Source organism: Escherichia sp. E.sYA108, from assembly GCF_011754335.1.
Classification (GTDB): Bacteria; Pseudomonadota; Gammaproteobacteria; order Enterobacterales; family Enterobacteriaceae; genus Escherichia; species Escherichia coli.
The window spans coordinates 4,506,147-4,519,704 of the sequence record NZ_JAAQVZ010000001.1; the positions used below are offsets into that span (position 1 = coordinate 4,506,147).

Genomic DNA, 13,558 nt, shown 5'->3' on the forward strand with positions numbered 1-13,558 from the left:
TGCTAAAACTCGAACTGATAGAGCAAATCCAGTGCCTGGTCTACACCAGACACGGCTTCCAGATATAGCTTAGGCATCAGGCGATAACGTAACGTGAGTGTTGCTATAGAGTCAAATATACCCACGCCGTATTTCACTTGCAGGCCTGGCAATACATAGCCGCTGACCACCACCTGGGAGGAGTCGCCAACTCCCTCGGTGTCGAGCGCTAAATTGCTTACGCCAAACGTCTCGCCGATTTTACCCACAATCTGGCCACTTTGCGCAACCCCCAGGCCAATCAGCATCGAGGTCATCGCCGCGCTGTCGCTCTGATCGCTCTCCAGCCCTTGTCCACGTAGCAAATAAGACAATGCAGCTTGTTGCGACATCGCCGGGTCAGAGAAGATCTCCGCTTTCGGTTCGTCCGCCAGACCAGTGACGCGAACTCCGGCGATGACGTCGTCTTCTGTAGCATCCGGGTTACGAATAGCTTCGATATTAAGATACGGTTGATCTGGCGGACCAGAGAACAGTAGCTCACCCTTACGCACAATCAGATCCTGACCATAGGCATGGAAGCGCCCTTCAGGGATGTTGATCTGCCCGTTCAGGCCCAGCCCTTGTTTGTCCTGAACGACGTTGAGATCGCCCGTCAGCCGCGCTTTCAGGCCAAAGGCGTCAATGCGCACATTGTTGCCAACGTGGACAGTCAGGTTACTGTTAATCGGAATCGACGCCGTTTTCGGCTCTTCCGGTTGCAGGTTATCGTTAAGCATCACCACATCGCTGGAAACGCCTACTGCGCTTTCCGGCAGATCGTGCACCACGATGCGCGCCCACGGAACATCCACGCGACCATCGAGGGTAAACAGGTTTGGTGTAGCCTCGAATACAACATCTGGCGATACATCCATTCGTACCATCGGCGGCACGGTGATACGCACTTTACTGCCCTTCGCTGTTACCCGCGCCCGCCAGTTTTCAATCTGGCTCCAGTCGGCATCACCGTTCAGGTAGATTTCACCCTGCTGGGTCCGCACGGTACCTGCAAGCGTCGAGCGCATACCGTTAAAGTTGACCGCAAGCTGGCTCGGTTGCATATCAAACGGCATAAAGTTGCCGTCGATATCCACCCCCGTAACCTGAAGCTGACCAAACAACTGCGGGCTTTGCACATCACCACCCAGACGCAAGTTGGCACTCACCATCCCCGCGGCTTTTTCCCCACGGGTAAAGATGGGGTTTATCATCGCAAGGTTGAAGTTACGGATATTGACGTTGCCACCAAGATTACGGCGGCCTTGCGGATCGGTCACCTGCACCTGACCATCAAACTGGCCGTTATTGGTCAGGCGGATGGTCCAGCCCAATTCGGCACGGTTGTTACGCAACTCCGCCGTCAGATTCAGCGTCTGAAACGCCACGGGCAGCGCCGCATCGTTGACGGTTTGCGTCACCTGCACATTACGCCCCGAAAGAGTGATACTGCCCTGCGGCAGCCCCTCTTTCGTGGTGTCCCAGGCAACGTCCGCTTTACCCGTGAAGAGACCGCTGGCCTGAGTGGTTTCTGGCATAAATGGTTTCAGCATGGCCAGGTCGAAGCGGTTGAGATTCACCACCGCACGCCCTTCGGCACCCGCATCGATAGTTTGCGGCACGCACAGTTCCGCATTCGGGTTAAGCCAGCAGTGTGGCCCGATGCTGATTTTTTGCTCCTTATTGCGGTAATCCAGCGCAATATCGCGGGTCAGCGACCACGGGCCGACCGGCGTCTGGAAGCGGGTATTGCTAAGAGTTCCCTTCCAGCGTTCTTCTTTGCGATCAAAACTTCCTGCCAGATTAAGCTGCCCGGAGACAGGCTCGCCCTGAATCCGCAACTGTAGCTCGTGCTGCTTTTCACTGCCTTTGGCATTCAGGGTGACGAGGTTGATATTTACATCCGGTTGCGAAATTTGCTCAACGCGTACGTCGAGTTTCCCGGCGATCTGATCGGTGGATTTAATGTCGCCTTCCACGCGAACCTGCGCCACGGAAAGTTCCTGCCAGCGCAGGCCGCGCGCGGTGATATCTGCCAGTAGTTGTGGCGCTTCCACCGTGCCGCGTACTTTCACCAGCCCTTTCGCTGTACCGCCAAGCCCCGGCAGCGCGTTATCCAGCCCCGGCGCGTTGATGGTGGCATCAAGATTGAGATCTTTTACCCCCAGCTCGCCTTTCACTTCGGCACTGTTTGGCCCCAGTTCCAGATGCAGCCCTGGGATCATCCACTGCATATAACTGTTGCCTTTCAGCGTGCCGTCAACGTTCACTTTGTTCTGTTTGACGTTACCGGTCAGCTTCAGTTCTGGCACCTCCATCTGCCAGGTGCCGCCGTACAGGCTACCGCGGGTTTTAATCAAGCCATTGAGTTTCGACGGCCACTCCGGGATCTCTTTGGCGGTGTTAATGCCGTTAAGCGTTAGCTCACCGCGCCAACTAATGGCCTGCTGCCAGTCGAGCAACGCCTTAAGTTCCGTTTTCCCTTCCAGCGCCGCGACGGTAAGTTTGTCGAGATTGACCTGCTGTTCATTACCTTTGGCATCAAGGGTAATGGTGGCTGGCGGGATCTCCTGGCCCTTAACAGCCGTGCGCATAGAGAGCGTGTAATCGGTCATTTTGCCGGTAAGTTTCAGTTTCAGATCATCCGCCTGATACTGCTTCTCACCAGTGAACGGCCAGTAAAGCTGTTTGCTGTTCACTTCCACGTTGAGCGGCAATCCAGCTTCTGCCAGTCGCGTCTGGGCGCGTAAATCCATATCCACCGGACCGGAAAGGTTAACGCCAATCTCCACCTGTTCGCGCAGCGCACCGCCCACTTTCAGCTTCACCTTTTCACCTTTCAACGGCTCCACGTTCAGTGTGCTGTTGAGGGTGATATCCACCGGCCAGTTGTCTGACAGCTGCGCCGTGCCGCTGGCGTTGACGATCCCTTGACTGGAGTCGATATCCAGGGCGTCCAGTTTAGTATTGCCGTCAATGCTGCTCACTTTCAGCAGCATGGTGCTCACGGTGATGTCCGTGTCGCCCGTCACGCGCAGCTGCTCGCCCTTAAACTCTTCAATGTTCAGGTTAAGCGGCAAATGCACGTCGGTCATTTCCGGCAATACCGGGCGAGAAAAGAGATCTTTCAGCGTTTCGCCGAGCGGCTTTTCCTCCGGCTGCGGATTTTCAATTTTCGGTTCGACCACTTCTTCCTGTGCCGCTTCCGCCACTTTCGGCAAAGCAATCAACAGGCCTTTCAGCGATGTCGGTTTCAGGGTCAGGGTTTTCTCCTGCCAGTTCAGGCCGGAGGTGAAGTCCATCACCGATACCGTGGTGTCATCAATCTTGACGTTGACGTTGTCCAGCGCCACCCGTGTCAGGGTAATGGGATACGGCGTGGAGAGATCCAGCGGACCGCTATCTTCCTCTTCTTCAACCTGTTCAGAAGGAGGCATTTTTTTACTGTCGATGTTGACCTGAATGTCTTTCAGCGCCAGATCATTAATACAAACGCTACTGTTCCACAGGCACTCAAGCCCGACCGCCAGATGCAGATTGCCCGCTTTTACCGCCACGCCTGGCTGCTCATAACGAACGTCAGACAAGGTGAGATCACGCCAGCCGCCGGTGACCTTGCCAATATCCAGTCCTGGCACCCAGCGATCCGCCGCTTTAAATACCAGATGCAGGCCGCTGGTGGTGCCCACCAGAAACGCCACCGATCCCAGCAACAGTAAGATAACGATAACCACGCCGAGGCTGATTTTTTTCCATAAACTCATAATTCTGGCCCCAGACCGATGTAAAACTGTAACCCGTGTTCGTCTTTATCCGCGACCGGTACGGCAAAATCGAGTTTGATTGGCCCGACCGGCGATTCCCAGCGCACGCCGACCCCGGTACCGGTTTTAAAGTCGCTGCGGCGAATATCGCTTACCGCTTCGCCGCTATCGACAAACACCGCGCCCCACCATTTTCCGGTCACGTTGTACTGGTATTCCAGCGATCCGGTTATCAGCTTCGAGGCCCCTTTCAGGTCACCGTTGGCGTATTTCGGAGCGATAGATTTGTATTTGTAGCCGCGAATACTGCGATCGCCACCGGCGAAGAAACGCAGATCCGGCGGTACTTTGTCGAAATCACCCGTTTCAATCCAGCCCAGCGTGCCGCGTGTCACAAAACGATGGCGATCGTACAGTGTGCGGATCCAGACGTTCTGCGCCTGGAAAACGGAGAAATCAACATCCGAGCCCCAGGCCGTGTTGGAGTAGTCGATAGAGTAGCGTTGCGAGTCGCCCCAGGTTGGCATCAGGCCACCACGAGAACGCGTGCGGCTAATCATCACCCCAGGATAAAACAGCATCGTGGTGTTGGTAATTTCACCCTGGGTAAAGTGGTCGAAACTCCAGCGCAGGTTAATGGCACGCTGCCAGCCGCTGGAGAGATCCCAGTAGCGAGAAGCCACCAGCGTAGTGGAGTCAGACTCGGTATCGTTCAGGTCAGTGCGCTTAAAACCGCCCTGCACCAAATAATATTGTTCCAGCGGATTCTTCAGCAGCGGCATTTTATAGCTGAAGTCGAGGATCTGTTCCGGCGCGGAAATACTGGTACTGGTGGTCAAACTGTGACCGTAAGAGTTCATCCACGGCTTTTTCCACGTCGCTTTCACGCGCGGTCCCACGTCCGTAGAGTAACCGACGCCAGTTTCGATGGTGTTTTCTGTTCGCGGCGAAACCACGCCCGTCAATGGTAATACTTTCGTTTCGCGCGCTTTATCAAATTGTGGAGCCACCACCACCGAGTTAAACCAGCCGGTAGCAGAAAGTCGACGGTTCAGTTCTGCCAGATCTTTCGATTCGTACTCATCGCCCTCTTTAAACGGCACCAGATTTTGCAGGTATTCATCGCGGATTTGTGATCCTTCAAAGGTCACATGCCCAAAGCGGTAACGTTCGCCACTGTTATAATCAATATCCCAGAAGGCTTTATGCAGGCCGAGCGCAATGCCCAGCTGCGCTTTGGTAAATTCGCTATCGAAATAACCTTTACGCAACGCAATGCTGGTTAAGGACTTTTTGAAATTTTCATAATCGCCCTGGTTCAGTACCGTACCAATAGCCGGGCGAGTATCGAGCAATTTCAAATAGTCTTTATCGGTCCGCGCGCCGCCGCGCAATACCACATCGGTGCCGCCAATTAACACCGGCACGCCTGGCGTGACTTTGGCGATCAATACCTGCCGCCCTTTCTTTGGCGGTGGACGGAGATCAAATTCAATGGTCGGCTGGTAATAGCCCAGCGCTTTCAGACCTTCGCGGATGGCATCATCGACGCGTGCGCGAAAGCGACGGTCTGGCGTCACTTCATCACTTTCAATCGTAGAAAGCTGCGCGCGAACGTTCTTTTCCAGCTGTCCCGATAACCCCTCGACCTGTAGACGGACGTTCGCGGCGACGGCAGATCCGCTTAAGCAGAGTAAGCTTACACAGCATAACTGTTGGATATAGCGCACATTTTCTCCTGAATATCCTTTTTTCCTGCCCCTGGAACGCCGTTAAACGGCTTAACAAAAATCCAGTAATATGGATTAAAAAGCAGACTAAACCCAAAATATTTCTTATGTTTTACTTTAGACCTATTCACGGTGGTTATTGTGTGCAAATACGCCTCTTGTTACAACCTTAACCCCAATGACCGATTTTCGGGAGAGCGACACCATGAGTTTATTTGATAAAAAGCATCTGGTTTCCCCCGCCGATGCCCTGCCTGGACGTAACACCCCGATGCCCGTAGCCACACTGCATGCGGTCAACGGTCACTCAATGACCAATGTACCTGACGGAATGGAGATTGCCATTTTTGCGATGGGTTGTTTCTGGGGTGTGGAGCGTCTGTTCTGGCAGTTACCCGGCGTTTACAGCACCGCCGCAGTCTATACCGGCGGCTATACGCCAAATCCGACTTATCGGGAAGTGTGCTCCGGCGATACTGGCCATGCCGAAGCGGTGCGCATTGTTTACGATCCATCCGTCATCAGCTATGAGCAGTTGCTACAAGTATTTTGGGAGAATCACGATCCCGCCCAGGGAATGCGTCAGGGCAATGACCACGGCACGCAGTATCGTTCAGCGATTTATCCGCTGACCCCAGAACAGGATGCCGCCGCTCGCGCCAGTCTGGAACGTTTTCAGGCGGCGATGCTTGCCGCCGATGACGATCGTCGCATCACCACGGAAATCGCTAACGCCACACCGTTTTATTATGCCGAAGATGACCACCAGCAATATCTGCATAAAAACCCGTATGGTTACTGTGGAATTGGCGGAATTGGCGTCTGTCTGCCGCCGGAAGCATAGCGTTACGGGTACAAATGTAGATTGTTGATAAAGTGCATTTTGTTTATGCCGGATACGGCGTAAACGCCTTGCCAGGCCTACAAAATCGTCCAAATTCAATATATTGCGGGGACTGCGTAGGCCTGTTCGGCATAGCGCATCAGGCAGTTTTTCATTTTTCAGCTGTCTGAATTTTAACCCTCTGGCGGCTTTACAGTACCTTACGCTATACTAGCCACTGAAAATGCCGGTTCACTTTCTTCGAATCGGCTTTCAATGTGTATTTCACACAAATTAATCAACTTCCCCTTCCGAGGATCTGGCCTGAAAGGTCGGATAAGATATGTTAAACAGTATTTTAGTCATACTCTGTTTGATCGCTGTAAGTGCGTTCTTCTCGATGTCCGAGATCTCGCTTGCCGCCTCACGCAAAATCAAACTTAAACTGCTGGCTGATGAAGGCAATATAAATGCCCAACGCGTTCTGAATATGCAGGAAAATCCCGGCATGTTCTTTACCGTGGTCCAGATCGGTCTGAACGCAGTGGCGATTCTCGGCGGTATCGTCGGTGATGCGGCATTTTCTCCAGCTTTTCACAGCCTGTTCTCCCGCTATATGTCGGCAGAACTCTCTGAGCAACTGAGCTTTATTCTCTCTTTCTCGTTAGTGACTGGCATGTTTATCCTGTTTGCGGATTTAACCCCGAAACGCATCGGTATGATTGCGCCAGAAGCTGTGGCTTTGCGTATCATCAACCCGATGCGCTTCTGCCTGTACGTTTGCACCCCGCTGGTGTGGTTCTTCAACGGACTGGCGAACATAATCTTCCGTATTTTCAAACTGCCAATGGTACGTAAAGATGACATCACTTCTGATGATATCTACGCGGTAGTGGAAGCCGGTGCGCTGGCGGGCGTGTTACGTAAACAGGAACACGAGCTGATTGAAAACGTCTTTGAGCTGGAATCCCGTACCGTTCCGTCTTCAATGACACCGCGTGAAAACGTGATTTGGTTTGATCTCCACGAAGATGAGCAAAGTCTGAAGAATAAAGTGGCGGAACATCCGCACTCTAAGTTTCTCGTCTGTAATGAAGATATTGACCACATCATCGGCTATGTCGATTCTAAAGACCTGCTGAACCGCGTGCTGGCTAACCAAAGCCTGGCACTGAACAGCGGCGTACAAATTCGCAACACGCTGATTGTGCCGGATACGTTAACCCTTTCAGAGGCGTTGGAAAGTTTTAAAACCGCAGGTGAAGACTTCGCGGTGATCATGAACGAGTACGCGCTGGTAGTGGGGATCATCACCCTCAACGACGTGATGACCACGCTGATGGGCGATCTGGTCGGCCAGGGGCTGGAAGAGCAAATTGTCGCCCGTGATGAGAACTCATGGCTGATAGACGGCGGCACGCCTATTGACGACGTCATGCGCGTGCTGGATATTGACGAGTTCCCGCAGTCGGGCAACTACGAAACCATCGGCGGCTTTATGATGTTTATGCTGCGTAAGATCCCGAAACGCACCGATTCGGTGAAATTCGCCGGCTACAAATTTGAAGTGGTGGATATCGATAACTACCGCATCGACCAGCTGCTGGTGACCCGAATCGACAGCAAAGCCACCGCCCTTTCGCCAAAACTGCCTGACGCTAAAGATAAAGAAGAAAGCGTCGCATAACCCCAGAAACATCAACGGCTCCTGAATCAGGAGCCGTCTTATTACTGCATAGCACTTTTTACTGCATAGCACTTTGGTTAAGCCATCTCTGTTTGCAGACGCATAACCTGACGGTTAACTTCGGACATCACTGACAAATGCAGCTTATCCTTCACTTTTGGGATAAGAATCTTACCCTTATCAAATTCAAAAGCGCCAACGTCCTTGATGTATAACCGTCCACGGAACAGGATCTTTACGTACTTCGCCACCTGAAGTGGGTTGTACCGTTGGAAAATTTTCATTGTTATCTCCTGCTGAGTATTACGCCTTTGCGGTGCCACAATCGGCCCAACTATTATGAGGCGCAAATTTTAATGCCTAGTGACTATAGACTATCCGGGCAATGTTTCCACCGCGTATAACTTTTTTTACCTAAAGGTTACAATTATTCAGAATTATCTTTTTACCGAAGCGCGGTCTTCAGTATAAGCATTCATTTTTCATATGATTTGTGCGCTTGACCGCAAACTGGCATCACACTTGCGGGAAATTCGATAAATAGCACATATGATTAAAACTCAGACCCAAGTGGTCGGATCACCTGCATATCATAAGAAGGAAACACCATGACCCTACGCAAGATTCTGGCACTCACCTGCCTGCTGTTGCCGATGATGGCTTCCGCACATCAGTTCGAAACCGGTCAGCGAGTGCCGCCGATTGGCATCACCGATCGTGGCGAGTTGGTGCTTGATAAAGATCAGTTTAGCTACAAAACCTGGAACAGCGCGCAGTTAGTGGGAAAAGTGCGAGTACTGCAACATATTGCTGGTCGCACCTCTGCAAAAGAGAAAAACGCGACGCTGATTGAAGCGATTAAATCAGCGAAGTTACCGCACGATCGTTACCAGACCACCACCATTGTTAACACCGACGACGCGATTCCGGGTTCAGGGATGTTTGTGCGCAGCAGTCTGGAGAGTAATAAAAAGCTTTATCCCTGGTCGCAGTTTATTGTTGATAGCAATGGCGTCGCACGCGGTGCCTGGCAGCTGGATGAAAAAAGTTCCGCTGTAGTGGTGCTGGATAAAGACGGTCGCGTGCAATGGGCCAAAGACGGGGCACTTACTCAGGAAGAGGTGCAGCAAGTGATGGACCTGCTGCATAAATTAATTAATAAATAGACACTCTGAACCCCGGATTCAGGAACGACTCGCGCGGAGTGTAATCCAGCGGTTTACCCTGCCAGTCGTGAACGTGCGCTCCGGCAGCTGCAGCCACAGCATGACCAGCGGCGGTATCCCAAATATTCGTTGGCCCGAAACGCGGGTACAGCTGCGCCTGTCCTTCCGCCACCAGGCAGAATTTCAGCGAAGAGCCGATGGACGTGGTCTGATGTTCGCCAAGCTGTTGCAGATACTCTTTCAGCTCCGCATCTGCATGGGAACGGCTGATCACCACCAGCGGCGGGCGCGCATCGCGGACCTGAATCTGCTTGCGCACACCGCACTCTTCTTTCCAGGCTTTGCCTTCTGCCGCGCTGTACATTACGTTCATTACCGGCGCATACACCACACCTAAAATCGGTTTACCGTGGTCGATGAGCGCAATGTTAACGGTGAATTCGCCATTACGTTTAATAAACTCTTTAGTACCATCCAGCGGGTCTACCAGCCAGTAACGCTGCCAGTGCTGACGGACTTCCCAACCGGGAGGATCTTCTTCAGAAAGGACCGGAATATCCGGTGTCAGCGTACGTAAACCGTCCATGATAACGGTGTGAGCGGCAATATCCGCTGCCGTTACCGGAGAATTGTCCGCTTTGCTGACGACGTCCATCGGTTTCGTCCCGTCGTAGACCTGCATAATGGCATCGCCTGCATTCCGTGCAAGCTGGCATACTTGATCTAACATTTCTCCACCTCGTCTCTGTGAGCGGTGTTAACTTATTGTTTTACTTATACCCTATCGTTAATGAATGCGCCAACTGTGATAGTGTCATCATTTTCAAAGCGTAAAATTGTGGCATTCTTCACTGTTCTATAAGTAAGACGTTTATTCTCCCTTTTCTTTCGTATTCCCGATGATAAAAGGATGTCCCTGATGATTAAGTTTAGCGCAACGCTCCTGGCCACGCTGATTGCCGCCAGTGTGAATGCAGCGACGGTCGATCTGCGTATCATGGAAACCACTGATCTGCATAGCAACATGATGGATTTCGATTATTACAAAGACACCGCCACGGAAAAATTCGGACTGGTACGTACGGCAAGCCTGATTAACGATGCCCGCAATGAAGTGAAAAACAGCGTACTGGTCGATAACGGCGATTTGATTCAGGGGAGTCCGCTGGCAGATTACATGTCGGCGAAAGGATTAAAAGCAGGTGATATTCACCCGGTCTATAAGGCATTAAATACGCTGGACTATACCGTCGGCACGCTTGGCAACCACGAGTTTAACTACGGTCTGGATTATCTGAAAAATGCGCTGGCGGGAGCGAAATTCCCTTATGTAAATGCCAACGTCATTGACGCCAGAACCAAACAGCCAATGTTTACACCGTATTTAATTAAAGACACCGAAGTGGTCGATAAAGACGGAAAAAAACAGACGCTGAAGATTGGTTATATTGGCGTCGTCCCGCCACAAATCATGGGCTGGGATAAAGCTAATTTATCCGGGAAAGTGACGGTGAATGATATTACCGAAACCGTGCGCAAATACGTGCCTGAAATGCGCGAGAAAGGTGCCGATGTCGTTGTCGTTCTGGCGCATTCCGGGCTGTCTGCCGATCCGTATAAAGTGATGGCGGAAAACTCAGTTTATTACCTCAGTGAAATTCCGGGCGTTAACGCCATTATGTTTGGCCATGCTCACGCCGTTTTCCCAGGTAAAGATTTTGCTGATATCGAAGGGGCTGATATCGCGAAAGGCACGCTGAATGGTGTTCCGGCGGTAATGCCAGGCATGTGGGGCGATCATCTTGGTGTGGTCGACTTACAACTCAGTAATGACAGCGGTAAATGGCAGGTGACGCAGGCGAAAGCGGAAGCACGGCCGATTTACGACATCGCGAATAAAAAATCCCTCGCGGCGGAAGACAGCAAGCTGGTAGAAACACTCAAAGCCGATCACGATGCCACACGCCAGTTCGTCAGCAAGCCAATCGGTAAATCTGCCGACAATATGTATAGCTATCTGGCGCTTGTGCAGGACGATCCGACCGTGCAGGTGGTGAACAACGCGCAAAAAGCGTATGTCGAGCATTACATTCAGGGCGATCCGGATCTGGCAAAACTGCCAGTGCTTTCAGCTGCCGCACCGTTTAAAGTTGGTGGTCGCAAAAATGACCCCGCAAGCTATGTGGAGGTGGAAAAAGGCCAGTTGACCTTCCGTAATGCCGCCGATCTTTATCTCTACCCCAATACGCTGATTGTGGTGAAAGCCAGCGGTAAAGAGGTGAAAGAGTGGCTGGAGTGCTCCGCCGGACAGTTTAACCAGATTGATCCTAACAGCACGAAACCACAGTCACTCATCAACTGGGATGGTTTCCGCACCTATAACTTTGATGTTATTGATGGTGTGAATTATCAGATTGATGTTACCCAGCCCGCCCGTTATGACGGCGAGTGCCAGATGATTAATGCCAATGCGGAAAGGATTAAGAACCTGACCTTTAACGGCAAGCCGATTGATCCGAACGCCATGTTCCTCGTTGCCACCAATAACTATCGCGCTTACGGCGGCAAATTTGCCGGTACGGGCGACAGCCATATCGCTTTTGCTTCACCGGATGAGAACCGCTCGGTGCTGGCAGCGTGGATTGCTGATGAGTCGAAACGTGCGGGGGAAATTCACCCGGCGGCAGATAACAACTGGCGTTTAGCACCAATAGCTGGCGATAAGAAACTGGATATCCGTTTCGAAACCTCTCCGTCAGATAAAGCCGCAGTGTTTATTAAAGAGAAAGGGCAGTATCCGATGAATAAAGTCGCGACCGATGATATCGGGTTTGCGATTTATCAGGTGGATCTGAGTAAGTAAAACACTTCTTTTTCGGCCTACAAATCATCAACCGCATCCGGCATTTATTGGCGGATGCGATGCTGACGCATCTTATCCGCCCTACAAGCCATGAACCGTAGTCCGGATAAGCGCAGCGCATCCGGCAGTTATGCCGCACGTTCATCCCGCACCGCTAACACCTCGGGCAAATTCAACTCAATCCAGTCCGCCAGTGCAGCAACCTTTTCGCTCACCTGCTCGCCCAGCGGCGTGAGGCTATATTCCACATGCGGCGGCACCACCGGATACGCGATACGGTTAAGAAAACCATCCTGTTCTAATGCCTGTAACGACTGCGCAAGCATCTTTTCACTCACCCCGCCCATTTTGCGCCGCAGGTCGCTAAAGCGATGAGTACCTTCGCGTAGCGCCACCAGAATCAACACCCCCCAACGGCTGGTGACGTGTTTCAAAACCTCGCGCGACGGGCACTGTTCCGCAAAGAGATTTCCCTCTTTCAGTTGTTGCGACAGGCTAACCTGACTCATTTCATACTTACCTTTTTGTACGTACTTACTAAAAGTAAGTTTAGGTGTTAGCGTATTTAAACACAAGACAAAACGATGGAGACTTCCCATGATCGCTATTACTGGTGCCACTGGCCAACTTGGTCACTATGTTATTGAATCCTTGATGAAAACGGTTCCTGCCAGCCAAATAGTGGCTATCGTTCGTAATCCGGCAAAAGCACAGGCACTGACAGCACAAGGCATTACCGTGCGTCAGGCTGACTACGGCGATGAAGCAGCACTGACATCTGCGCTTCAGGGAGTGGAAAAACTACTGCTGATCTCTTCCAGCGAAGTGGGTCAACGTGCCCCGCAGCATCGTAATGTTATTAATGCCGCAAAGGCGGCCGACGTGAAATTTATCGCTTATACCAGCCTGCTACATGCCGATTCCTCCCCGCTCGGCCTCGCCGATGAGCACATCGAGACGGAGAAAATGCTGGCTGATTCTGGCATCGTTTACACCCTGCTGCGCAACGGCTGGTACAGTGAAAACTACCTCGCCAGCGCCCCGGCAGCACTGGAACACGGCGTATTTATCGGTGCCGCGGGCGATGGCAAAATTGCCTCAGCAACGCGGGCTGATTATGCGGTAGCTGCGGCACGCGTGATTAGCGAAGCCGGTCACGAAGGCAAGGTTTACGAACTGGCGGGCGATAGTGCCTGGACGCTGACACAGTTAGCGGCAGAACTCACCAAACAGAGCGGCAAACCGATTACCTATCAAAACCTGAGCGAAGCTGATTTCGCCGCGGCGCTGAAAAGCGTCGGTCTGCCTGATGGACTGGCGGATATGCTGGCGGATTCTGACGTTGGCGCATCGAAAGGCGGTCTGTTTGATGACAGCAAAACGCTTAGCAAATTGATTGGCCGCCCAACGACAACGTTAGCCGAAAGCGTAAGCCATCTTTTTAATGTTAATAACTAGTTAATTAAAGTGGCATCCTCCCGCATCCTCTCTGATAATGACGGGATGC

General features: G+C 52.0%; 10 protein-coding genes. 5 read left to right on the forward strand and 5 right to left on the reverse strand.

Features of this window, described 5'->3' with window-relative positions; all coding sequences use genetic code 11:
• Positions 1–2 precede the first annotated feature (2 nt).
• Both tamB and tamA read right to left on the reverse strand, forming a co-directional pair.
• Positions 3–3,782, reverse strand: a complete 3,780-nt coding sequence (gene tamB / locus HBM92_RS21600; protein WP_000060964.1) for an autotransporter assembly complex protein TamB — start codon at positions 3,780–3,782, stop codon at positions 3–5.
• On the reverse strand, positions 3,779–5,512 hold the full coding sequence (tamA, locus tag HBM92_RS21605; protein ID WP_001269283.1) for an autotransporter assembly complex protein TamA: 1,734 nt from the start codon (positions 5,510–5,512) through the stop codon (positions 3,779–3,781). The genes tamB and tamA overlap by 4 nt, the downstream gene beginning before the upstream one ends.
• Positions 5,513–5,717: 205 nt before the next feature.
• On the opposite strand from tamA, the gene msrA reads away from it, so the two are divergent.
• Complete coding sequence (gene msrA, locus HBM92_RS21610) at positions 5,718–6,356, forward strand: peptide-methionine (S)-S-oxide reductase MsrA (protein WP_001443156.1); 639 nt, start codon at positions 5,718–5,720, stop codon at positions 6,354–6,356.
• A 322-nt stretch (positions 6,357–6,678) separates the two neighbouring features.
• The gene (locus HBM92_RS21615; protein WP_000935036.1) at positions 6,679–8,022 is read left to right on the forward strand and encodes a hemolysin family protein; all 1,344 of its coding nucleotides are present in this window, start codon (positions 6,679–6,681) and stop codon (positions 8,020–8,022) included.
• A gap of 77 nt (positions 8,023–8,099) precedes the next feature.
• Here HBM92_RS21615 and HBM92_RS21620 read toward each other — a convergent pair whose 3' ends face one another.
• A complete protein-coding gene (locus HBM92_RS21620) occupies positions 8,100–8,306 on the reverse strand; it encodes a DUF1107 domain-containing protein (RefSeq protein ID WP_000689228.1) in 207 nt (68 codons plus the stop codon).
• 324 nt (positions 8,307–8,630) lie between these two features.
• On the opposite strand from HBM92_RS21620, the gene HBM92_RS21625 reads away from it, so the two are divergent.
• Positions 8,631–9,188 (forward strand): YtfJ family protein, encoded by a 558-nt coding sequence (locus HBM92_RS21625; protein WP_000175289.1) that lies wholly within the window; start codon positions 8,631–8,633, stop codon positions 9,186–9,188.
• Here the strand turns inward: HBM92_RS21625 and cysQ are convergent.
• A complete protein-coding gene (cysQ, locus tag HBM92_RS21630) occupies positions 9,178–9,918 on the reverse strand; it encodes a 3'(2'),5'-bisphosphate nucleotidase CysQ (protein ID WP_000886909.1) in 741 nt (246 codons plus the stop codon). The genes HBM92_RS21625 and cysQ overlap by 11 nt on opposite strands.
• Before the next feature lie 189 nt (positions 9,919–10,107).
• Here cysQ and cpdB point away from each other — a divergent pair, with 189 nt between their 5' ends.
• Positions 10,108–12,051, forward strand: coding sequence for a 2',3'-cyclic-nucleotide 2'-phosphodiesterase (gene cpdB, locus HBM92_RS21635; RefSeq protein ID WP_000589433.1), 1,944 nt, complete (start codon positions 10,108–10,110; stop codon positions 12,049–12,051).
• A 128-nt stretch (positions 12,052–12,179) separates the two neighbouring features.
• On the opposite strand, the gene HBM92_RS21640 is transcribed toward cpdB, so the two are convergent.
• Entirely contained in the window at positions 12,180–12,560 is a 381-nt protein-coding gene (locus HBM92_RS21640; RefSeq protein WP_001317588.1) for a winged helix-turn-helix transcriptional regulator, read from the reverse strand.
• Positions 12,561–12,648: 88 nt separating this feature from the next.
• On the opposite strand from HBM92_RS21640, the gene qorB reads away from it, so the two are divergent.
• Complete coding sequence (gene qorB, locus HBM92_RS21645) at positions 12,649–13,509, forward strand: NAD(P)H:quinone oxidoreductase (protein WP_000560571.1); 861 nt, start codon at positions 12,649–12,651, stop codon at positions 13,507–13,509.
• Positions 13,510–13,558: the final 49 nt, after the last annotated feature.

What these genes read in the sequence shown, in the direction of transcription:
- HBM92_RS21640 (WP_001317588.1), bottom strand. Translation starts at nt 12,560, where the DNA reads ATGAGTCAGGTTAGCCTGTCGCAACAACTGAAAGAGGGAAATCTCTTT.
- msrA (WP_001443156.1), top strand. Translation starts at nt 5,718, where the DNA reads ATGAGTTTATTTGATAAAAAGCATCTGGTTTCCCCCGCCGATGCCCTG.
- HBM92_RS21625 (WP_000175289.1), top strand. Translation starts at nt 8,631, where the DNA reads ATGACCCTACGCAAGATTCTGGCACTCACCTGCCTGCTGTTGCCGATG.
- HBM92_RS21615 (WP_000935036.1), top strand. Translation starts at nt 6,679, where the DNA reads ATGTTAAACAGTATTTTAGTCATACTCTGTTTGATCGCTGTAAGTGCG.
- qorB (WP_000560571.1), top strand. Translation starts at nt 12,649, where the DNA reads ATGATCGCTATTACTGGTGCCACTGGCCAACTTGGTCACTATGTTATT.
- cysQ (WP_000886909.1), bottom strand. Translation starts at nt 9,918, where the DNA reads ATGTTAGATCAAGTATGCCAGCTTGCACGGAATGCAGGCGATGCCATT.
- tamB (WP_000060964.1), bottom strand. Translation starts at nt 3,782, where the DNA reads ATGAGTTTATGGAAAAAAATCAGCCTCGGCGTGGTTATCGTTATCTTA.
- HBM92_RS21620 (WP_000689228.1), bottom strand. Translation starts at nt 8,306, where the DNA reads ATGAAAATTTTCCAACGGTACAACCCACTTCAGGTGGCGAAGTACGTA.
- cpdB (WP_000589433.1), top strand. Translation starts at nt 10,108, where the DNA reads ATGATTAAGTTTAGCGCAACGCTCCTGGCCACGCTGATTGCCGCCAGT.